Source organism: Actinoplanes sp. NPDC026670 (assembly GCF_040638175.1).
Taxonomy (GTDB): Bacteria; Actinomycetota; Actinomycetes; order Mycobacteriales; family Micromonosporaceae; genus Actinoplanes.
The window spans coordinates 105,501-125,005 of the sequence record NZ_JBEZXU010000029.1 but is presented as its reverse complement, the minus strand read 5'-3'; the positions used below and the strand labels follow the sequence as shown (position 1 = coordinate 125,005).

Annotated in this window: 20 protein-coding genes; 6 read left to right on the top strand and 14 right to left on the bottom strand. The window is 70.7% G+C overall.

The features are described from left to right. Window positions 1-37: 37 nt before the first annotated feature. Window positions 38-379: a YciI family protein gene (locus tag AB0E94_RS27225; RefSeq protein ID WP_360331271.1), complete on the top strand. Its 342-nt coding sequence runs from the start codon at window positions 38-40 to the stop codon at window positions 377-379. After that, entirely contained in the window at window positions 372-1,601 is a 1,230-nt protein-coding gene (locus tag AB0E94_RS27220) for an RNA polymerase sigma factor (RefSeq protein WP_360331269.1), read from the top strand. The genes AB0E94_RS27225 and AB0E94_RS27220 overlap by 8 nt, the downstream gene beginning before the upstream one ends. On the opposite strand, the gene AB0E94_RS27215 is transcribed toward AB0E94_RS27220, so the two are convergent. Next, complete coding sequence (locus AB0E94_RS27215; protein WP_360331266.1) at window positions 1,525-2,166, bottom strand: sensor domain-containing protein; 642 nt, start codon at window positions 2,164-2,166, stop codon at window positions 1,525-1,527. The genes AB0E94_RS27220 and AB0E94_RS27215 overlap by 77 nt on opposite strands. Before the next feature lie 176 nt (window positions 2,167-2,342). Then, a complete protein-coding gene (locus tag AB0E94_RS27210) occupies window positions 2,343-2,882 on the bottom strand; it encodes a CGNR zinc finger domain-containing protein (protein WP_360331263.1) in 540 nt (179 codons plus the stop codon). A gap of 69 nt (window positions 2,883-2,951) precedes the next feature. Here AB0E94_RS27210 and AB0E94_RS27205 point away from each other — a divergent pair, with 69 nt between their 5' ends. Further along, a complete protein-coding gene (locus AB0E94_RS27205) occupies window positions 2,952-3,908 on the top strand; it encodes a DMT family transporter (RefSeq protein WP_360331260.1) in 957 nt (318 codons plus the stop codon). A 15-nt stretch (window positions 3,909-3,923) separates the two neighbouring features. Here the strand turns inward: AB0E94_RS27205 and AB0E94_RS27200 are convergent, their stop codons facing one another. Together AB0E94_RS27200 and AB0E94_RS27195 are read right to left on the bottom strand one after the other, a co-directional pair. Continuing rightward, a complete protein-coding gene (locus tag AB0E94_RS27200) occupies window positions 3,924-5,327 on the bottom strand; it encodes a protein kinase (protein ID WP_360331257.1) in 1,404 nt (467 codons plus the stop codon). 9 nt (window positions 5,328-5,336) lie between these two features. After that, window positions 5,337-5,909 (bottom strand): TetR/AcrR family transcriptional regulator, encoded by a 573-nt coding sequence (locus tag AB0E94_RS27195; RefSeq protein ID WP_360331255.1) that lies wholly within the window; start codon window positions 5,907-5,909, stop codon window positions 5,337-5,339. Window positions 5,910-5,994: 85 nt separating this feature from the next. Here AB0E94_RS27195 and AB0E94_RS27190 point away from each other — a divergent pair, with 85 nt between their 5' ends. Then, window positions 5,995-8,148, top strand: coding sequence for an MMPL family transporter (locus AB0E94_RS27190; RefSeq protein ID WP_360331252.1), 2,154 nt, complete (start codon window positions 5,995-5,997; stop codon window positions 8,146-8,148). A gap of 221 nt (window positions 8,149-8,369) precedes the next feature. Here AB0E94_RS27190 and AB0E94_RS27185 read toward each other — a convergent pair whose 3' ends face one another. Further along, window positions 8,370-8,591 carry a hypothetical protein gene (locus AB0E94_RS27185; protein ID WP_360331250.1) on the bottom strand — a complete coding sequence of 74 codons (222 nt, stop codon included), beginning with the start codon at window positions 8,589-8,591 and terminating at the stop codon, window positions 8,370-8,372. A 126-nt stretch (window positions 8,592-8,717) separates the two neighbouring features. Between AB0E94_RS27185 and AB0E94_RS27180 the strand changes: the two genes are divergently transcribed. Beyond that, a complete protein-coding gene (locus AB0E94_RS27180) occupies window positions 8,718-9,089 on the top strand; it encodes a nuclear transport factor 2 family protein (RefSeq protein ID WP_360331247.1) in 372 nt (123 codons plus the stop codon). A 121-nt stretch (window positions 9,090-9,210) separates the two neighbouring features. Here AB0E94_RS27180 and AB0E94_RS27175 read toward each other — a convergent pair whose 3' ends face one another. Beyond that, window positions 9,211-10,368, bottom strand: a complete 1,158-nt coding sequence (locus tag AB0E94_RS27175) for an NAD(P)/FAD-dependent oxidoreductase (protein WP_360331245.1) — start codon at window positions 10,366-10,368, stop codon at window positions 9,211-9,213. A gap of 130 nt (window positions 10,369-10,498) precedes the next feature. On the opposite strand from AB0E94_RS27175, the gene AB0E94_RS27170 reads away from it, so the two are divergent. Then, window positions 10,499-11,197, top strand: coding sequence for a hypothetical protein (locus AB0E94_RS27170; protein WP_360331242.1), 699 nt, complete (start codon window positions 10,499-10,501; stop codon window positions 11,195-11,197). On the opposite strand, the gene AB0E94_RS27165 is transcribed toward AB0E94_RS27170, so the two are convergent. The 8 genes from AB0E94_RS27165 to AB0E94_RS27130 form a co-directional block, all read right to left on the bottom strand. Next, window positions 11,181-11,828, bottom strand: coding sequence for an ATP-binding cassette domain-containing protein (locus AB0E94_RS27165; RefSeq protein WP_360331239.1), 648 nt, complete (start codon window positions 11,826-11,828; stop codon window positions 11,181-11,183). The genes AB0E94_RS27170 and AB0E94_RS27165 overlap by 17 nt on opposite strands. Window positions 11,829-11,977: 149 nt before the next feature. After that, complete coding sequence (locus AB0E94_RS27160; protein WP_360331236.1) at window positions 11,978-13,207, bottom strand: ABC transporter ATP-binding protein; 1,230 nt, start codon at window positions 13,205-13,207, stop codon at window positions 11,978-11,980. After that, window positions 13,204-14,058 carry an ABC transporter permease gene (locus AB0E94_RS27155; protein ID WP_360331233.1) on the bottom strand — a complete coding sequence of 285 codons (855 nt, stop codon included), beginning with the start codon at window positions 14,056-14,058 and terminating at the stop codon, window positions 13,204-13,206. The genes AB0E94_RS27160 and AB0E94_RS27155 overlap by 4 nt, the downstream gene beginning before the upstream one ends. A 238-nt stretch (window positions 14,059-14,296) precedes the next feature. Beyond that, complete coding sequence (locus AB0E94_RS27150; protein ID WP_360331231.1) at window positions 14,297-15,262, bottom strand: ABC transporter permease; 966 nt, start codon at window positions 15,260-15,262, stop codon at window positions 14,297-14,299. Continuing rightward, entirely contained in the window at window positions 15,259-16,797 is a 1,539-nt protein-coding gene (locus AB0E94_RS27145) for an ABC transporter substrate-binding protein (protein ID WP_360331228.1), read from the bottom strand. The genes AB0E94_RS27150 and AB0E94_RS27145 overlap by 4 nt, the downstream gene beginning before the upstream one ends. Before the next feature lie 163 nt (window positions 16,798-16,960). Next, window positions 16,961-17,560, bottom strand: coding sequence for a lysophospholipid acyltransferase family protein (locus tag AB0E94_RS27140; protein WP_360331226.1), 600 nt, complete (start codon window positions 17,558-17,560; stop codon window positions 16,961-16,963). Window positions 17,561-17,674: 114 nt separating this feature from the next. After that, a complete protein-coding gene (locus tag AB0E94_RS27135; RefSeq protein WP_360331223.1) occupies window positions 17,675-18,208 on the bottom strand; it encodes an AAA family ATPase in 534 nt (177 codons plus the stop codon). Window positions 18,209-18,239: 31 nt separating this feature from the next. Beyond that, a complete protein-coding gene (locus AB0E94_RS27130) occupies window positions 18,240-19,505 on the bottom strand; it encodes a histidine decarboxylase (protein ID WP_360331220.1) in 1,266 nt (421 codons plus the stop codon).

Below are 19,505 nucleotides of genomic sequence, written 5' to 3'. Positions count from 1 at the left end.
TCGTCATGGGGGTGTTCGTGAAGAGAGGAGAACGAGGATGAAGTACCTGATGCTGGTGTGCGTCGACCCGGATTTCACGCCGGGCGAGGACGACGGCAAGCCGGACGTCGACGACTGGGCCGGTGAGATGGACGGCAAGGGGATCCGGCTGATGGGTGACCGGACCCGGCCGTCGAGCGCCGCCACCACCGTCCGCGTGCGGAACCGGGAGGTGCTGGTCACCGACGGGCCGTTCACCGAGACGAAGGACGTCATCGCCGGTTTCGACGTGCTCGAGTGCGACGACCTGGACCAGGCGATCGAGGTGGCGTCGAAGCACCCGATGGCCTGGGCCGGAGCGATCGAGCTGCGGCCGGTGTGGCCCTGGGGCGATGAGTAGCGAGATCGCCGCGGTCTACGCCGACGGGTGGAGCCGGATCGTCGCCACGATGATCCGGCTCACCGGGGACTGGAGTCTCGCGGAGGAGTGCGCCCAGGAGGCGTTCGCGACCGCGCTGCGGGTGTGGCCGGCGGACGGGACACCCGACCAGCCGCTCGCCTGGCTCACCACGGTGGCCCGGCGTGCCGCGATCGACCGGGTGCGCCGGGCCGCGGTGGAACGGGAGAAGCTGCGGGAGGTGGCCATGGAACCGGCGCCGTGGACGGTGGACGCGGAGATCCCCGACGACCGGCTGGAACTCATGTTCACCTGCTGCCATCCGGCGCTCAACGTGGAGGCCCAGGTCGCGCTGACCCTGCGTGGTGTCGCCGGGATGAGCACGGCCGAGATCGCCCGGGCTTTCCTGGTGCCGGAGAAGACGATGGGCCAGCGGATCTTCCGGGCCAAGCAGCGGATCAAACAGGCGGGCATCCCGTTCCGGGTGCCGCCGGGCCACCTGCTGCCGGAACGGCTGTCGGCGGTGCTGCATGTGCTCTACCTGCTGTTCAACGAGGGATACTCGGGCGCCGGGGAACTGTGCCGGGAGGCGATCCGGATCGGGCGGACCCTGACCGAACTGATGCCCGACGAGCCGGAGGCACTGGGACTGCTCGCGCTGATGCTGGTGCAGGACGCCCGCCGCGCGGCCCGGACCAGCGCCGACGGAACCCTGCTCACCCTGGACGAACAGGACCGGGCCCGCTGGGACCGCAAACAGATCGACGAGGGCGCCGAGATCTGCGAACGGGCTCTGCGCCGTGGGAAGGCCGGGCCGTTCCAGTTGCAGGCGGCCATCGCGGTCTGCCATGCCACCGCGAACGGAACGGACGCCACCGACTGGCCACAGATCGCCGGACTCTACGAACACCTGCGACGGGTCGCGCCGGGGCCCGTCGTGGACCTGAACCGGGCCGTCGCCGTCGCGATGGCGGCCGGACCACAGGCCGGGCTCGAACTCGTCGACGCCATCGACGGGCTGGACGGATATCACCTGCTGCACGCCACCCGCGCTGACCTGCTGCGCCGGGCCGGCCGTGACGACGAGGCGGCCGGCAGCTGGCGTCGTGCGCTGGAACTGGCGCCCACCGAGGCGGAACGACGGCTGCTCAGTCACCGGCTAGCAGCCGCTCAGCGAACCGGGCCTCGAACAGCGCCGCCCGCCGCGCCACCGCCGGCAGAGTGACCAGGAACGCCACTGCCAGGACGCCGTAGAAGGCGGCACTCGTCAGGTAGGCGCCGCCGAAGCCGAGCAGCTCGGGCACCTCCTTGCTGTCGGCCGGCAGCGACCAGCCCCACAACACCCAGGTCAGGCCACCGAGGACCGCCGTCCACCAGACGGCGACCACGGTGAACGCGATCGAACTCGGGATCCAGCGCAGCGCGGCGTGCGCCAGGTCGCGCCAGGTCTGCCGGTCGGCCACCACGGCGAACAGCCTCGCCGGGAGGGTCGGTGCACCGGCCGACCGGTAGGCGGGCGCTGGGACCTCGCGCTCCAGGACCGGCGCGATCCGCTCCCGCTCCGCGGTCGCGAAGCCGCGGGCCTGCATCAGAGCGAAGAAACTGAGTGGCACTCCGACCCAGAGCACGGCCAGCCCGAGGCCGACCGACAGCGCAGTGACGCAGACGAGAACCGCGGCCAGTGCCATCGGGAGGCCGGTCAGGACGTAGCGCGTGTCGGCGGCCAGCCGGGGCAGGACACGGGCGACCGGGGCGGGGGTGAGAACCGGTTCGATCTGCGTCGTCGTCATGGTGTCGACGTTAGGCAGCGGGCGGTCCGTTGTGGATACGGCAGGCGCTAGCTTCGTTGGTAGTGCTGGCACTACCAACGACGTCTTCACCGCATAAGCCCGGCGGGCGCGTTGTCGGGCTGGACCTTCGCCTGCGTCGCGGGGACAGCCACGCCGCCTTTGGTAGCCGTACCGAATCAGGGTTTTCTTGCTCTGAAGGCCGCCATGTTGACCCGATTGCCGCAGCGGACCGAGCAGAAGCGTTTCGAGCCGTTTCGGGAGAGGTCGAGGAAGAGGCCGTCGCAGTCGTCGGCGTCGCAGACGCGGAGGCGGCCGGTCTCGTCCATGCGGATCACGTCGATCAGGGCCATCGCGGCCTCCACCCGGATGCGCTCGGCCAGCGGCGCGTCGGACTCGGTGGCGTGGAGGTGCCAGTCGGAGCCGTCGTGGCGGGTGAGATAGGGCACAGCCCGGGCTTCGCGCAGCATCCGGTTGACCGCCTCGACGGCGTCGTCGCGGTCCAGTGTCCACACCTCGCGCAGCAGGTCGCGGGTCTCCCGGACGGCGTCGAGTTCGGCCTGGTCGCGGTCCTTGCGGCCGGAATAGGCGACGAGCAGGGCATCGAGTTGAGCGAGCGTGGTGAGCTCGTCCGCGCCGGAGCGGGAGGCGCTGGGCGTGGTGTTGGCGAGGTCCACGACGAAGTGCAGCGCCTCCTCTGTGTCAGGGGCAAAAAGCAATTTGACTCCTTATCCAGGGCGACCTAGCGTCAGGGGTATAAGCAATTTAGCCCATCACTGGGGGTCGTCGTGAAATCGCCGCAGATCGTCGGGCTGGCCGCCGCGGTCACCTCCGCCGCCACCTTCGCCACCTCCGGCGCGTTCATCAAACCGCTGCTCGAAGCAGGCTGGTCGCCGGCCGCCGCGGTCACCGCCCGCGCGATCGTGGCCGGGCTCCTGCTGCTGCCGCTCGTGCTGTTCTCGCTGCGCGGCCGGTGGGACGCGCTGTGGCGGGGCCGCTGGCGGATCGCCGGGATGGGTGTCATCGCGGTCGCGTTCACGCAGCTCACCTACTTCGCGGCGATCCGGCTGATTCCGGTGTCGACGGCCCTGCTCGTCGAGTATCTGGCACCGCTGCTGCTGGTCATCTGGGTCGCGGTGACCACCCGGCGGGTGCCCCGGCCGATGGTCCTGGTCGGATCGGTGCTGGCCATCGGCGGTCTCGTGCTGGTGATCGGCCCCGGCGCGCTCGGAGCAGTCGACCCGGTCGGGGTGGCGCTCGCGTTCGCCGCGGCGGTCGGGTGCGCGGTCTACTTCGTCGTCGCCGCCCGGCCCGCCGACGGGCTGCCGCCGGTCGCGCTCGCCGGGACCGGGCTGCTGCTCGGCGGGCTCACCCTCGGGCTGGCCGGGCTCGCCGGGATCGTGCCGCTGGAGATGCGGTTCGGCACGGTTCCGCTGCTCGGGTCGGTCGTGCCGTGGTGGGTTCCGCTCATGGTGGTGGCGTTCTTCGGGACCGCGGTGGCGTACGCGACCGGCATCTTCGGATCCGGGCGGCTCGGGTCGCGGCTGGCGTCGTTCGTCGGCCTGCTGGAGGTCGTGTTCGCCTCGATCCTCGCCTGGATCGTGGTGGGTGAGCAGCTCACGCCGTTGCAGATGGCCGGTGGGGTGCTGATCCTCGCCGGGATCGCGTCGATTCCGGCCGAGCCCGCCGCGCCCCAGCCGGCCGCGGACGAGCCGGTGGAGATGAAGGCCGCTCTGCCCATCTGACCCGCATCGCCGGAGTCACGGCTGGCGGAAGTAGCCGCCCGTCGACTCGCCGCCCGGCGCGCTCGCGATGCAGTGCAGCATGGTGTCGGCGCCGACCGGGATCGGCCACACGTCACGCTGCCACTTACGGGTCTTGGTCGGTTCGCTGCTGCGCGACGTCATCGCCTGCGCCGAACACGCCTCGGCGATCCCGGACCGCTCGATCAGCGGATCCGCGTCGGAGATCCGCACCCCGCCGGCCGGCATCGCCACCGCCCGGAACGTCTCCCAATAGTGCGGCTCGGCACAGTCCACCGGGCGCGGCGCCACCGCGACGCCGCTGTTCGCAACCAGGCCGCCCCAGCACATCGGCTCCACCGGGCAGTAGGCGTCGCCGCACGACACGAAACCCTGCGGCTCCCAATCCTGGCCCTGCTTCGCCGCCGCAGACGACGACGTCGACGGCACCTGCATCGTGGCCTCGCCCTTGTCGTCCTTCGACAGCAGACCCCAGGCCAGCACCCCGGCCACGGCGAGAAGAACCACGGACAGCGCGGCGACCAGCACCGGCAGGCGGTTCGCCGCCGGCTTCGCGGTCGGCGGTGCCAGAGCCGGCTTCGGTACGGCCACCAGCACCGAATCACGAGCGGCGGCCCCGAACGCGGCGGCCGACGGCCAGCGGTCCCGTGGCTCGATCGCCAGCGCCCGCTCGACGGCCGCCTGGACCGGAACCGGGAGGTCGACCTTGATCGTCCGTGGGCCCTCCTGAAGACGCTGGAGCGCCACCGCATACGGGCTGTCCCCGACGAACGGCCTCTCCCCGGCCAGGCACTCGTAGGCGACCAGACCCAGCGAGTACACGTCGCTGAGGGCGCCGGCCGGCTCACCGCGCACCTGCTCGGGTGAGAGGTAGGTGGGCGTACCGAGAATGGCGCCGGAAACCGTGAGACGGCTGGCGGCCTCGTGCCGGGCGATGCCGAAGTCGGTGATGACCACCGACCCGTTGCGGCGGACCAGCAGATTGGCCGGTTTGATGTCGCGGTGCACCAGGCCCTCGTCGTGGACCGCCTGCAACCCGATGGCGGCCTGCTCGATCAGCCGCATCGTCTCCTCGGGGGCGATCCGCCCCTCCCGGGTCAGCCGCTGCGCCAGCGACTCGCCGTCGACGAACTCCATCACCAGGTAGTGATTACCCTGGTCACGGCCGAAATCGTGGATCGAGGCGACAGCCGGGTGGTTGATCCGGGCCATCGACGTGGCCTCCGACTCGAACCGTTTCGCGAAGTCCGGATCGTCGGCGACCGCGGGCAGCATGACCTTGACCGCGACGGTGCGCCGCAGCACCTCGTCGACGGCCAGCCACACCTCACCCATCCCGCCCGCGCCGAGGCGCTGCTGGAGGAGGTAACGGTTCCCGAGTCGCGCACCGGCCTGAAGCACCGCGACAGCTTAGAGGCCGGCCGGCGTTCCGAGGTATCCGGTGAGCGCCCTTTTCAACTCGTGGACCAGGGCGGCCCGCTCCGGCTCGGGAGCAGCCACGATGCCGCCCATCAACGCGGCCACGATCTGCACCGCGACCGTCGAGCTGCGCCGCACGTCGTCGTCGGGCAGCTCCGGTGACCTGGCCCGCAGCAGCGCCGCGACCCGGTCGGTGACACCGGTGTGCAACGGCTGGCCGCGCTCGCCGATCAGCACCTTGGCGCCGGGGTTGGCCACGTGGAAGAAGACCAGCGGATCGACCACCCGGGAGACCAGGTCGGGCAGCGGCAGCTCGGTCACCGCGGTGTCGTCGAAAGCGGTCGCGTGCGCCTCGCGCAGCTCGTCGAGCAGCCGCTGGGACAGCGCGTCGGCGATCGCCTCCTTGTTCGGAAAGTACTGGTAGAGGGAGCCGGGCGACATGCCGGCCCGGGCGGCGATGGCGTTCGTCGACGTCTTGTCATAACCGGTCTCGGCGAACTGGACGAGGGCCGCGTCCAGGATCTCCGCGATGCGCTGCCGGCCGCGCGCCTGCCGTTTGACCAAGAGGCACCGCCTTGACTTTTACGAGCGGTCGCTCGTATTTTCGTTTCACGAGCGACCGCTCGTATTCACCGGGAGCTTATCAGGGGTGAGTCCTGTGCTCTTCCGTCATCGACGCCTGATCCTGCTGGTCGCCGCCCTACTGACCCTCGGCCTCGCGGCCGTCGCCGCCGGTGCGATGAATGTGCTCGTGCTCAGCCGGTGGGAGGCGCCCGGCAGCGAGTCGGTCCGGGTTCAGGAGCTGCTCGAGCGCGATCACGGCACCGGCAACGCCAACCTCGTGCTCCTGGTCAGCGGCGTGATCGACGACCCGTCGGTGGCCGCCGCCGCACAGACGGTCGCGGCCGAGCTGCGCGGCGAGGAGGCGGTGCTCGACGTCTGGTCGTACTGGTCTCGCGGCAAGGACCCGACGATGCGCAGCGCCGACGGGCGGCACGCGCTGATCCTGGCGCACGTCACGGGCGACGCCACCAGCGCGCGCCTGCACATCCGGGAGCGGCTCCTGCCCGCCTACACCCGTGACACCGGCCTGATCCGGGTCGCCGTGGGCGGCGCCGAGGCGGTCTCCAGCCAGGTCAGCCAGCAGGCAACCCGCGACTTCCTGCGCGCCGAGCTCCTGATCGTGCCGGTCATGATCGTGCTGCTGGTCGTCCTCTACCGGCGGTTCCGGCTGGCCCTGCTCACCCTCGGCGTCGGGCTGTTCGCGGTGATCGGCACCCTCGCCGGGCTGCGGCTGCTGGCCGGTGTCACCGAGGTGGCCACCTTCGCCGCCAACATCACGCTGGTCATGGGCATCGGGCTCGGCATCGACTACAGCCTCTTCGTCATCGCACGTTTCCGCGAGGAGCTCACCGCGGGCGCGCCCGTTCCGGCCGCGATCCTCGATACGGTGCGCACCGCGGGCCGCACAGTCGTCTTCAGCGGACTGACCGTCGCCGCCTCACTGTCGGCGCTGCTGCTGTTCCCGTTCGCGTTCCTGCGCTCGTTCGCCTACGCCGGCATCCTCGTGGTGATCCTGGCCGTCCTCGGCACGCTCACCATCCTGCCCGCCGCTCTCGCGGTCCTCGGCCCACGCGCGCTGCGCCGCCGCCCACCACCCGGGCCACGGGCGCTTCGCCACCCACCACCCCCACGGGAAGACGGCTTCTGGACCCGTGCCGGCGGGCTCGTCATGCGCCGCCCGGTCCTGTTCACCGCCCTGGGCCTGCTGATCGTCGGTGTCCTCGCCGCCCCGGCGCTCGGGCTGCGCCTGGGCCTGCCCGACGACCGGGTGCTGCCGCCGAGCGCGTCGACCCGGCAGACGTATGACGTGATGCGCGACGTCCTGCCCACCGAGCCGCAGGACGCACTGCACATCGTCACCGCCTCACCCGACACCGGTGGCTACGCCGCAGCGGTCTCCCGGGTGCCCGGGATCGCCCAGGTCAACTCGGCGGCCGGAGTGTTCGTCGCCGGCGCTCGCACCGGTCCGGCCCCGGCCGGGATCACCGGCACACGCCTGGAGGCCGTGCCCACCCGGGAGGTGCTGTCCGGCACCGGCACGCCCGCCCTGGTCGCCGCGGTCCGCGCGGTCCCGGCGCCGCCCGGCGGTGTCCAGGTCGGCGGCTATCCGGCCGAGCTGACCGACTTCCGGGCCATGCTCACCGAGCGCATCCCGCTGGTCGCGGCGGTGCTGCTGGCCATCTCGTTCGCGGTGCTGTTCGCGATGTCGCGCAGCCTGCTCATCCCGGTCAAGGCGACGATCCTCAACCTGCTGAGCCTGGCCGTGATGTTCGGCGTCCTGGTGACGGTCTTTCAGAACGGTTTCCTGGCCGGCGTTCTCAGCTTCACCCCGATCGGCACGCTCGACCCGGCGTTCCCGATCCTGATGTTCTGCGTCGCCTACGGCCTGTCCATGGACTACGAGGTGTTCCTGCTCTCCCGCATCAAGGAGCGCTACGACGCCACCGGCGACAACACCCGCGCCGTCCTGGAGGGCCTGCAACGGAGCGCCCCGCTGGTTACCGCGGCGGGCACGATCCTGGCCGTGTCGTTCGCCCTCTACGCGACAGGCGAGGTCATGTATCTCCAGATGGTCGGCGTCGGCACCGCGGTGGCCATCCTGGTCGACGCCACCGTCATCCGCGCGATCCTGGTCCCGGCCCTGATGCGCCTGGCCGGGCCGGCCAACTGGTGGCCGTCGGCGGCCCGCCCGGCCCGGTCCGGGGGCAAGCGCCGGCCCGTCCAGGCCGCGAGCCGATGACCGGAGCGGGCAGCGCCCTGCCGTCAGGACCGACGGCAGGGCGGTGCACCGGTCGTTATCGGTGGCGATAGACCTTCGCCGGGTTCAGGTTCTCGATCCGGGCCGGCTCGCCACCGTTCCGGTGGTCAAGCGCACGCGCTGCGCCACTCGCTCATTCCGGCGGTGACCCTGCTCAAGATCAGCGAAACGGTTCCCTCGACGTTCGGTTGCCACCGCGCCGATCAGCTGGCGTCGGCCAGGGCGGCGAGGGCCTGGGCGGCCCGGAAGTACTTGTTGCGGCCCAGCTCACCGATGGTCTTGACGCCGAGGGCCTCGCGGATCAGCTTGCCCCCGGACTCGCTCACACCGGCCAGCGCCTCGACCGGGGCGTCCAGGATCTCCTCCAGGGTCTTGTCCTGGTACGCCTTGTCCAGCACCTTCTGCAGGTCGGCGGTGACAGCCACGTTTTCCTCCACGGAATGTCGACAGTGGATCTTCCGGGCGCGCAGCCTACTTGATCATTTGTGGCGGGTTCCGGGCGGTAGGGTGCCATCATCGGACCAGCGGAAACGACCTGAACGGAGGCTACGGTGAGCGCAACCGAGGCCGGGCTGCTCGACGCCGAGCACCGCTTGCAGCAGGCGCAACGTGACGGCGACGTGGATGTGCTCGCCGGTCTGCTCGACGACCGCCTGATCGCGATCGGGCCGGACGGCACCCGTTTCCGCAAGGATGACGACCTGGACGCGTACCGCTCGGGAAGCTCGAAGATCGACAGCCTGATCGAAGAGGACCTGGAGGTTCTCGTGGCCGGAACCACCGGGGCGACGTTCGCGCTGTGCGCGGTGTCCGGAACCTTCAACGGTGAGCCGTTCGCGGCCCGGCTCCGGTACGCGCGCACCTGGACGTTCGACACCGAGGCCGGCTGGCGGATCGTGGCCGCCCAGCTCTCCCCCGCCTGACCACCCCGCCAGCCGTCGCCCACCGCGGTTTCCGCACCCGCATTCCAGCGGCCAGCGACGGCTGACGGTCCTGCCGTGCGCCCGGCCGCAACTGCGGCCGGGCGTGTGACATGCGAAGCTGTCAGGCGAAGAGGCGGCCCATGTTCTCCGGGGCGAAGAACTCGACCGGCGACGTGACACCCGAGTTGAGGCGGGTGAACGCGTCCATCTTCTCCTGGTTCCCGGCGATCGCCATGACCAGCTGGACCATCTGCTCGTCCGGCGGCTGGAGCGACGCGATGCCCAGGGTCATCTGGTAGAACGGCATCGCCCGGGCGTCGCGACGAGCCTGATAACCGGGCAGGTCATCGTCGGCGATGGCCTCGGCGAGGAGCTCGGCGTCGAGGAACGCGTCGGTGATGCCCTGCGCCGTGATGTAGTCGCGCGAGTAACCGGCGTCCCCGACCAGCGCCCAGCCCGGACCGTACGGAACCCGGAAGTAGTTATGCACCGAAGCGCCGACCCATCGGGTCTCCTGCTTCGCGTCACGGAAACGTTCCGCCCAGGCGGGGGCCGTCTCGAACATCGCCGCGAACGTGCCGTCGATGTCGTTGCGGTGCTCGGCCAGCTCGGAGTGCGGCCAGCCGCCGATGACCATGGTGAGGTCGTCGTTGGTGGGGCACACCGCCCAGCCCCGGCCCGGCCGGCTGTACGCCTCGAACGTGCCGTCCATCGGAAGGTTGCTGAAGTAGGCGTAGTAGCCGACGGTGAGCGGCGGCCGGTCCTCGTAGGCGGGCGCGTTCACCGCCTTCGCGACCACCGAGTTACGCCCGTCGGCGCCGACGACGATCCGGGCGTGCTCGACGGTCCCGTCGAGGCCACGGATGCCGGTGACCCGGCCGTCGTCGTCGACGAGCACCTCCTCGACCGAGTACCCCTCACGGATCTCGGCGCCGGCCGCCGCGGCCGCGTCCAGGAGGATCTTGTCGAGGACGGTGCGGCGGGGTGCGTACGCGAAAGGGTTGTCGGGTGTGCCGGGAGCACCGCCGACGGTGACCGGACCGAAATCCGTGGTGTATCGGCTGATCGGCGGAACGCCTGTCGCGACGACCTGGTCGAGGACGCCCCAGCGGCGGAGCGCGGCGACGCCCGGCGGGTGCAGGACGTGAGTCGAAACCGTGTCGCTGGGGAACGTGTCGCGGTCCACGAGCAGAGTCCGGTAGCCACGTTTCGCCAGTAGAGCCGCCAATGGAGACCCGGCCACGCGAGCCCCCACCACGATCACATCGTATGTCGTCATTCTCTCCCCTAGCCGATCTTCAGGCCATAGTGGAGGCTCCCGGAGCGCCTGTCGATGGGCCACCCGGGTCGCATTCGGCGAATCACCCGACAGGTCTGCTCCGACAGGTCGAGGGGCTATTCTCGGCCGCATGCCCAAGCGTCGCTGGATCATCACCGGTGTCGTGGCCGGTCTGCTCGGCCTCGCGATCGGCGCGACCGCGGTGGCCGCCCCGTCGATCGCGGCGATCGCCTGCCCGCAATGCTACGGGCTGTCCAGCCTGGGTGGCGGCGTCTACGCGGAACGCGACGACGAGGCCTACCAACGGATCGTGGCCACGGCCGAGCAGCGGATCAGCGCCTTCTACGGCGACCGGACCTCGGACGCCCGGGTGCTGATCTGCGCGACCAAGGAGTGCTATCAGAGCATCGGCGGCGGCGGGGAGAAGGGGCAGGCGTTCGGCCGGTGGGCGCTCCGGCTGTCCCCGGACGGGGCGAACGAGACCATCGCGACCCACGAGCTGGCCCACATCGAGCTGCACAAACGGCTCGGTTCGGCGTACGAGTCGGTGCCCGACTGGTTCGACGAGGGCCTCGCCGTGCTGATCTCCGACGACGCCCGTTACCTGGATCCGGCGAACGGCGGCAACCGCTGCCGGGTCCCCTACGAGGAGGCGGCGCCGATCATCAGCGCCGACTGGAACACGTTCGGCGAGGCTGGGTCCGACCGCAAGTACCTGCTGGCGGCGTGCGTGGTGACCCACTGGGTGGACGAGCACGGCGGCGCTTCGGGCGTCCTCACCATGATCAGCGACCTGCGGACGGGCCGGAAGTTCAGCGAACTTCAGTGACCCGGTCGGCCCACCTGGCCAGCAGCGCCGGGTCGTGCGAAACGACGAGCACACCCAGTCCGGTGGCCTCCTGTTCTGCGGTGATCACGGCCGCGACCAGCGCCTGCGTGGACGCGTCGAGCATCGTGGTGGCCTCGTCGCACAGCAGGTAGCCGGGCCGGTGCGCCAGGGCTCGGGCCAGGCAGGCGCGTTGCAGCTGACCGTCGCTGACCGCGTGCGGGCGGCGGACCAGCAGGTCGGCGGTCAGTCCGGCCCGGTCGGCGAGTTCGGCGACTCGCCCGGCGATCAGCTCGCGCGGATGCCGGACGGCGCGAAGCGGTTCGGCGATCAGGTCGGCGAGGGTCAGGCGCGGGTCGCTGGCCGCGCGCGGACTCTGAAACAGAACCCCGATTCTGGTACGCACGGACGCCGGCACCCGATGCCGCACCCCGGTGATCCGTTCGCCGTCCAGGGTGACGTGCCCGGCGTCGGGTTCGTGGAGGAGCGCGAGAACCCGCACCAGCGTGGATTTCCCACTGCCGGACGGCCCCCGAAGCCCGACCGTCTCGCCCGCCCCGACGGCCAGCGAAACGCCGTCGAGGACGCGGCGGCCCCGATATCCAGCGCTGACACCATCAGCGACAAGGCTCATCCGGACGTCTCCCCGCTGCTCCGGGCGGCCAGTCTCATGCCGGCACCTCCACGCTGGTATCGACGGCAAGGCTCATGCCGGGCGCCTCCGCTCTGGCATGGAAGGCAAGGCTCATGCCGGCACCTCCGCTCGGGCATGGAAGGCAAGGCTCATGCCGGCACCTCCGCGCTGGTCAGTGGGTGGTGGCAGGCGACCGGCCCGGACGGCTGACTCGCGCACGCATTGGTGACACGGTCGCAGCGCGCCGCGAACGCGCATCCCTCCGGGAGCGCGGTCAACATCGGCGGATGGCCGGCGATCGCCCGAAACTCCCGGTCCGGCAGTGCATTCAACAACCCTCGGCTGTACGGGTGACCCGGCGCCCGAAACAACTCGCCCGCCGCCCGGTGCTCGACGATACGGCCGGCGTACATGACGGCGACGGTGTCGGCGACCCGTTCCGCCGCGGCCAGGTCATGAGTGATCAGCAGAACCGCGGCCCCCTCGTCACATCGCCGCCGAAGCAGGTCGAGGGTGTGATCGACGAGCGGCCGGTCCAGTCCACTGGTCGGTTCGTCGGCGATCAGCAGAGGTGGTTCACCGGCGAGCGCAAGTGCCGTGGCCAGTCGTTGAGCCATGCCACCGGACAACTCGAACGGATACCGCTCCAGATCGACCGAATCGAGCCCCGCCTGTTCGGCCACTTGATCGGCCAACCGGGGATCGCGACCGTGTGCCTTGAGCGTCTCGGTCAGCAGCCGCCGCCCTCGCCGAACAACCGTTAGCGACGTAGCTGGACTCTGCGGAATGAGCCCGATCCGCCGCCCCCGAATAGTGCTGGCCAGCATCTTCTCCCCACACGCAAGCAGATCAACGCACCCGCCCGGCCCGCCCTCGCCCTGATCAATGCGATCAACACGATGCACATCATCAACACGATCCATGCAGTCAACACGATGCACATCGTCAACATGATCAATACGATCAACAGCGGCGGAGGGACGACTACGCGCGAAGAGACGGCTGCGCGAGAACAGAGGGCTACGCGCGAAGGAACGGCTGCGCGCGAAGAGACCGCTACGCGCGAAGGAACGGCCGTGCGAGGCGGGACGGGTGTATGGAGCCGGACGAGTGCCAGCCGGACGAGTGCCTGCGGCAGTGTTGTCAGGGTTGTTGTCAGGGTTGAGGGTCAGGTGGGCCTCGCCCGTCACTGTCGCGTTGGCGGGGAGCAAGCCCAGTAGCGCGTGAGCCAGCACGGACTTGCCGCAGCCGGATTCGCCTACTACGGCGAGGAGTTCGCCCGGGCGTACCGTCAGGTTGAGGTCTGTCACTGCCCTGACCACCGCATCGCGGAGGTGGAAGCGGACCGTCAGACCGGAAATGGTCAGCAAGTTGGTCATAGGTTCAGCTCCGCCCGGACTCGGGGATCCAGATGATCACGCCAGCGGGCGGCCAGCGCCGCGATGGCCAGGGTGACCACGACGATGACCGCGCCGGGGACGATGCTCGCCCACCAGGCGCCGGTCAACAGTGATCGCTGACCGTCGTTGATCATGTTGCCGAGGGACGCCAGGTGTGGTGGCAGGCCCAGGCCGAGGAAGCTCAGGGACGTCTCGTGCCACACCGCGTGCGGGATCATCAGGGTGGTGGCCAGGGCGATCCGGGGAAGCACATGCGGCAGCAGGTGCCGGGTGAGGACCCGGGCCCGGCTGGCTCCGCCGGCGATGGCGGCGTCGATGAACGGGCGGGTGCGCAGCGACAGCAGTTCGGACCGGACGATCCGGGCGGTGGACAGCCAGTGGGTGAGGCCGATCGACAGGATCACCGCGCCCAGGCTGGGCCGGAGCATCGCCACGATGAAGATGCCGAGCAGCAGATGCGGCAGAGCGGCGATGGTGTCGACGACCCGCATCAGCGTCCGGTCGGCCCAGCCGCCGAGCAGACCGGCTAGCCCGCCGACGAGTCCGCCGATCAGGGTGGCGGCGAGGGCCGCGACGACACCCACCAGCAACGAGACCCGCAGACCGTAGATGCTGCGGTGCAGGACGTCGCGGCCGAGATCGTCGGTGCCGCCGGGATGGGTGAGCGACGGCGGCAGGGCGACCCGGTCGAGGGCGACGGCGCTCTGGTCGAGCGGGGCGATCAGCGGCACGAGAAGCGCCGCGCCGACGGCCAGGCCGAGTACCAGGGCAGCGATCAGGGTGCCGGCCCTCAGCCGCAGCCGGCGGGCCGGCCCGCGCTGGCTGGACACCCTGGTCCGGCTGGACGCCCTGGGCCGGCGAGGCAACCTGGGCCAGCGTGGCGCCCCAGACCAGCGGGACAACCCAGACCAGCGGGACGCCCCAGACCAGCGCGACAACCCAGGCCAGCGTGGCGCCCCAGACCGGCGGAACAACCCAGACCAGCGGAACGCCCCAGACCAGCGCGACAACCCGGGGCGGGCAGGGGGCCGGGGCTGCTGGACGGGGGACTCGGTTTCCGGAGCCAGGTCAGCCATCGATGCGCACCCGGGGATCGGCGGCCGTATAGGCCAGGTCGGTGACGAGGTTGGCGGTGAGCACCACCGCTGTGGTGATCAGGGTGATCGCGGCCAGCAGCGGGAAGTCGCTGCCGAGGGCCGCCTGCACGCTGACCGCACCCAGACCCGGCAGCGAGAACACCGTCTCGACCAGGACCGAACCGCCGACGAGTTCGGGCAGATGGGTGCCGACCAGGGTGAGGAACGGCAGCAGGCCGGTCCGCAGGGCGTGCCCGAACAGCACGGTCCGGCCGGTGAGGCCGCGGGCCCGGGCGGCGAGCACGTGGTCCTCGCGCAGGCTTTCGGCGACCGAGTCGCGGACGAACAGCAGGAACCACGGGGCCTGGGAGATCGCCAGCACCGTCACCGGCAGCACCAGATGGTGCGCGACGTCGGCGAACGACGTCGAGGTGGCGGTCACGTCGGTCAGGCCGCCGGCCGGGAACCAGCCGAGGGCCAGCGAGAACACCGCGATGGCGGCGAGCGCGAGCCAGAAGACCGGCATCGACTCGACGGCGTACGCGGCCGCGCGCACCCCACGGTCAAGCAGTCCGCCCGGCCGGTGGGCCGCGATCGTGCCGAGCAGCAGGCTGCCGGCCAGCACCACGGCGAGCGTGATCCCGATCAGCAGCAGCGTCCAGCCGGCCCGCGCGGCGAGCACCTCGGTCACCGCCTGATGCCGAGAGGTGGACCAGCCCAGGTCGCCCTGAAGCAGGTTGCCGAGCCAGCGGACGTACTGGACCGGCAGCGGATCGTCGACACCCCAGTTCTCCCGGATCTGCTGGAGGTTCTCCTCGCTCATGGTGAAGGCGGCGGCGCCCGCGTACTGCTTGGCCGGGTCCACCGGGGACGCCGCTCCGAGCAGGAACATGCCGGCGCTGGTGAGGAACAGCACCGGCAGCGCGAACGCGAGCCGCCGCCGGATCACCTTGATCACTTGCGGGTCCAGGTGTGGATGTTCCACCACAGGCTGTTGGCGACGTCGTGCTCGTGGGCCTCGACCCGCGGGGTGACCCCGGCGACGTCGTCGCGGACCAGGTAGGTGTGCTGGAGGTAGGTGAGGAACACCCACGGCGCGTCAGCGGCGAGCTGCTGCTGGAAAGTGGCGTAGGCGGCTTTGCGCTTCTCCGGGTCGGCGTTGTCGCGGCCGTCCTGGAGTGCCCGGTCGGTGACGTCGGACTTGTACGAGCCCGGGTTGAAGAAGCCCTGCCCGGCGAACTGCCCGCCGAACAGCTTGTAGGAGACGAAGTCCGGGTCGTACGGCGTGCCCCAGCCCATGATCAGGGCGTCGTCCTTCATCCGCGGCTCGATGGCGTCCCAGGTCAGGCCCTCCGGCTTGACCTCGATGCCGGCCTTCTTGGCGTCGGCGGTGACCGCCAGGGCGAGTTCCTTGCGGAGACTGTCGGTGGCCGGGTACATCAGGGTGAACTCGGCACGCTGCCCGTTCTTCGCGCGGATGCCGTCGGCGCCGGCGACCCATCCGGCGGCGTCGAGGTCGACCGGGGCGGGTTCGGACGCCACGTGGAACGGTGAGGTGGGCGGCACCGGCCCGTAGGCGGGTTCGCCGGCCCCGGCGAGCACGCCGGTGACCATGGCCTTGCGGTCCACTGCCGCGTTGAGCGCCTTGCGGATCGTGACGTCCCCGGTGACCGGGTCGCCCATCGGGAGCATGACACCGCGGTAGTCGGCGGTCGGTACCTTGTGCACGGTGAAACCGGCGAAGCCGGTGGCCAGTTTGGGCGCCAGCTCGACGGCGTCGAACTCGCCGGCCCGGGCCCGCTGCGCGCGGACGTTGTCGTCGGCGACGAACGCGACGATCACGCTGCGGTTGGCAGGCTTGCCGCCCCACCACGCGTCGTTGGCGGCCAGCACCAGCCGGTCCCCGGGAGTCCACGAGGTGACCTGGTACGGCCCGGTGCCGACCGGTTTCTGGTTGAAGCCGGACTTGTTCACGTCCTGGCCGCGCAGCGCCTTGGCCGGGACGATGCCGAGGGCGAGCCGCTGCAGGAACGGGGCGTAGGCGTATTTCAGCGTGAAGACCACGGTGGACGGGTCCGGGGCGGTGACGCCGGTGAGCATGTCCAGGTCGGAGCGGAGCGTCGAGTCGACGGCGGGGTCGAGCACCGAGGTGTAGGTGAAGACGACGTCGTCGGCGGTGAGCGGGCTGCCGTCGTGGAAGGTGACACCGGTGCGCAGCTTCGCGGTGACGGTCCGCCCGTCGGCGGAGACGGTGGGCAGCTCGGCGGCGAGGGCCGGGGTGAGGGTGTTGCCCGCGTCCCGGGCGACCAGGCCGTCGAAGATGAGGGAGGCGCCGTCGGTGCCGTAGCCCAGCACCGGGTTGAGGGTGTCCGGCTCGCCGGAGGTGGCGACCACGAAGGTGTCACCGGCCGAGGTGGAGCCGGTGCTGTCCGGGTTGGAGCAGGCGGTCAGGGCCAGCACGGCGGCGGCGGTGATCCCCAGGAGACGAAGCATGTCGCCATCCTTGATTAGTTGCACATTGTCGGCAATAAGAAGGTGATCAGTCCGACGGTTCTATTGCAACTTTGTGGCAACTACTGAAGGATGGGCGGAAGAACGCAGCGAAAAGGGGCGTCCCGCCGCGATGATCCAGCAGCCGGGACGCCCCTTTGCGTGTTCAGGCCCGGGCGTACCTCGGCACGTACTCCTGGCCGGAGATCTTGCCGATCGCCGCCATGATCGCCTCGGTGGCGGCGCGCCGCTCACGGGCGTTCTCCGGGTCGGTCGCGATCGCCGCGAGCTGCACCGGCTTGCCGAAGACGACCCGGACCCGGGCCGGCCGCGGGACCACCGAGCCCGGCGGCAGCACCCGGTCGGTGCCGAACATCGCCACCGGCACCACCGGCGCCCCCGACTTCAACGCCAGCCACGCCACCCCGGTGCGGCCGCGGTAGAGCCGCCCGTCCGGCGAACGGGTGCCCTCCGGGTAGATCGCGAACGCGTTCCCCCGGTTGAGCACGTCGAGACAGGTGTCGAGCGAGGCGACCGCGGCCCGCTTGTCGTCCCGGTCCACCGCGACCTGCCCGTCCCGCGACATGAACCAGGACACGAACCGCCCGAACGGCCCCTTCCCGGTGAAGTATTCGGCTTTCGCCATGAAGGTGACGTGCCGGGCCACCGCCATCGGCAGGAACGTCGAGTCCGTGATGGAAAGGTGGTTGGAGGCCAGCAGCAACGGCCCGTCGGCCGGCACGTGCTCCGCCCCCTCCACCCGCATTCGAACGACCCTCTTGACCAGTTCGTACACGTCCGCCCTCTCCGTGAACCCCGCTGACCCATGTCATTCTCGTCGGCTCGTACAACCGTGGGGGGTCGTACGCCTTACCAACTGCTACACGCCACCGATGGCCTCGGTGATCGCCTGGATGAGGTGGGTCGCGATCACCTGCCGATCGGTCTGCACCACGATGGTCGGGCCGAGACCGAGCGGCTCGGCCTCCGCGGCCCACCGCGGCCAGTCCTCAGAAAAACGACGATCATCCTGATGTACGGCGTGCCGGCCCCGATTCCGGTAGCGTTCGGCGGCCACCTCGGGCGGCACCGAACACCAGATCTCGACCGTGCTGCGTGCGCCGGACCGGGCCACCCCCTCGGCCACATACCCCAGGTCCCGCGGCCGGAACCACCAGCTCTCCAGGATGACCACCCCGGGTGTGGCGGCCGCCAGCTCCCACATCAGCTGCGCGGCGAGCGGGCCGAGAACACCCGGCGGCACCCCTGGCACGGCGCCGGCCATCGCCTCTTTCAAGGCGTCCTTACCGATCAGCGGTACGCGCAGCGCGGACGCCAGCCGCCCGGCGAGAGTGCTCTTGCCCGAGCCGGGAAGCCCGTTGATCAGTATCAGCCGGTGCGCCACAGACTGCATGTTGTCACCCGGGCGCCGCTCCGGGCAGTGATCACGCGGACAGGATGCGGTCCTCCCCCGCGTCCAGGCCCCGCCACACCGGCCGGCTGCGGCACTCGGCCATCACCGCCCAGCGGGCGACGACCCGGCCCAGGTCGGCGACGAACTCGTCGACGACCTCCTTGGTCACGCCGGGCATGCAGATGATGTGGCAGAAGTCGCCGTCGACCGACAGCACCCAGCCGAACTCGGCGGTCAGCGCGGCCGGCGGGGTCTGCAGCACCACGGTGAACGCGTCCGGGTGACGGTAGACCGGCCAGCCGATCGAACTGATCCGCTCCACCGCGTAGGCGGCGATCCGCCGGGCCCGCAGCGCCCGCGCCTGGTGCCCGTTACGCCCGTAGACGGCGATGGCCGTCCACAGCAGGGCCGCCGCCTGCCCGCAGCGGGAACCGAGGACGGTGCTGTCCAGGGTGGCGGTGTAGCTGATGTGCTCGCCCCGCTCCACCCGGACGCTGTCGCGCATCACCACGACACCGCACGGAATCGGCGTGCCGAGGAACTTGTGGCCGGAGATGGCGACGCTGTCGACCGGGCTGCCGGCGCCCAGGCCGAGCATCCCGTCGAGCGCCAGCGGGATGCCCGACAGGGCGGCGTCGACGTGCACGTGGCGGCGGGTCACGCCGTACTCGTCGAGGATCCGCTCGATCCGGTCCGGCTGGTCGACCGCCTCCCACAGGGTGGTGCCGGCGGTGGCCACCACGATCGCGGGACGCCCCGAGTGCCGGGCCACCAGCTGCTCGAAGTGGCCGTAGTCCATCTCGCCGTACCAGCTGTCGCGGACCAGGGCGACGTCGTGCGGGTGGATGCCGAGCAGCGCGGCGGTCTTACGGATCGAGTAGTGGCTGGCGTGCGTCAGGTAGAGCACCGCGTCCGGGTAGCGGTCACGGGCGACCCGGAGCGCGGCGATGTTGCTCTCGGTGCCGCCCGAGGTCACGTACCCCCAGCGGTCGTTCTGCGGCAGTCCGACGACGTCGGCGAACCACCTGATGACCTCGACCTCCAGCGCGTTGGTGTGCGCCGCCCCCGACGGGGCCGTCCCGGGATCACCGACGTTGTTGAAGAGCCGGGTGAACAACCCCTGGGTCCGGCTCCAGTCGATGTCGGTGGCCGCCGGGAACCCGATGGTCCGGCGCTGCGCCTGATCCGCGCGGGCGATCAGCATCGTCATCACGGCGTCGACATCGGCCAGGCCGGGGGCCCGGTCCAGCCGCAAGGCTTCGGACCAGTCCCCCGGCCATATCGCAGGCGCGTCCAC

Excerpts from the sequence above, each read along its gene's own strand:
- AB0E94_RS27140 (WP_360331226.1), bottom strand. The coding sequence starts at position 17,560 with ATGCGGGTGGAGGGGGCGGAGCACGTGCCGGCCGACGGGCCGTTGCTG.
- AB0E94_RS27215 (WP_360331266.1), bottom strand. The coding sequence starts at position 2,166 with ATGACGACGACGCAGATCGAACCGGTTCTCACCCCCGCCCCGGTCGCC.
- AB0E94_RS27135 (WP_360331223.1), bottom strand. The coding sequence starts at position 18,208 with ATGCAGTCTGTGGCGCACCGGCTGATACTGATCAACGGGCTTCCCGGC.
- AB0E94_RS27145 (WP_360331228.1), bottom strand. The coding sequence starts at position 16,797 with ATGCTTCGTCTCCTGGGGATCACCGCCGCCGCCGTGCTGGCCCTGACC.
- AB0E94_RS27170 (WP_360331242.1), top strand. The coding sequence starts at position 10,499 with ATGCCCAAGCGTCGCTGGATCATCACCGGTGTCGTGGCCGGTCTGCTC.
- AB0E94_RS27225 (WP_360331271.1), top strand. The coding sequence starts at position 38 with ATGAAGTACCTGATGCTGGTGTGCGTCGACCCGGATTTCACGCCGGGC.
- AB0E94_RS27160 (WP_360331236.1), bottom strand. The coding sequence starts at position 13,207 with ATGACCAACTTGCTGACCATTTCCGGTCTGACGGTCCGCTTCCACCTC.
- AB0E94_RS27165 (WP_360331239.1), bottom strand. The coding sequence starts at position 11,828 with ATGAGCCTTGTCGCTGATGGTGTCAGCGCTGGATATCGGGGCCGCCGC.
- AB0E94_RS27220 (WP_360331269.1), top strand. The coding sequence starts at position 372 with ATGAGTAGCGAGATCGCCGCGGTCTACGCCGACGGGTGGAGCCGGATC.
- AB0E94_RS27175 (WP_360331245.1), bottom strand. The coding sequence starts at position 10,368 with ATGACGACATACGATGTGATCGTGGTGGGGGCTCGCGTGGCCGGGTCT.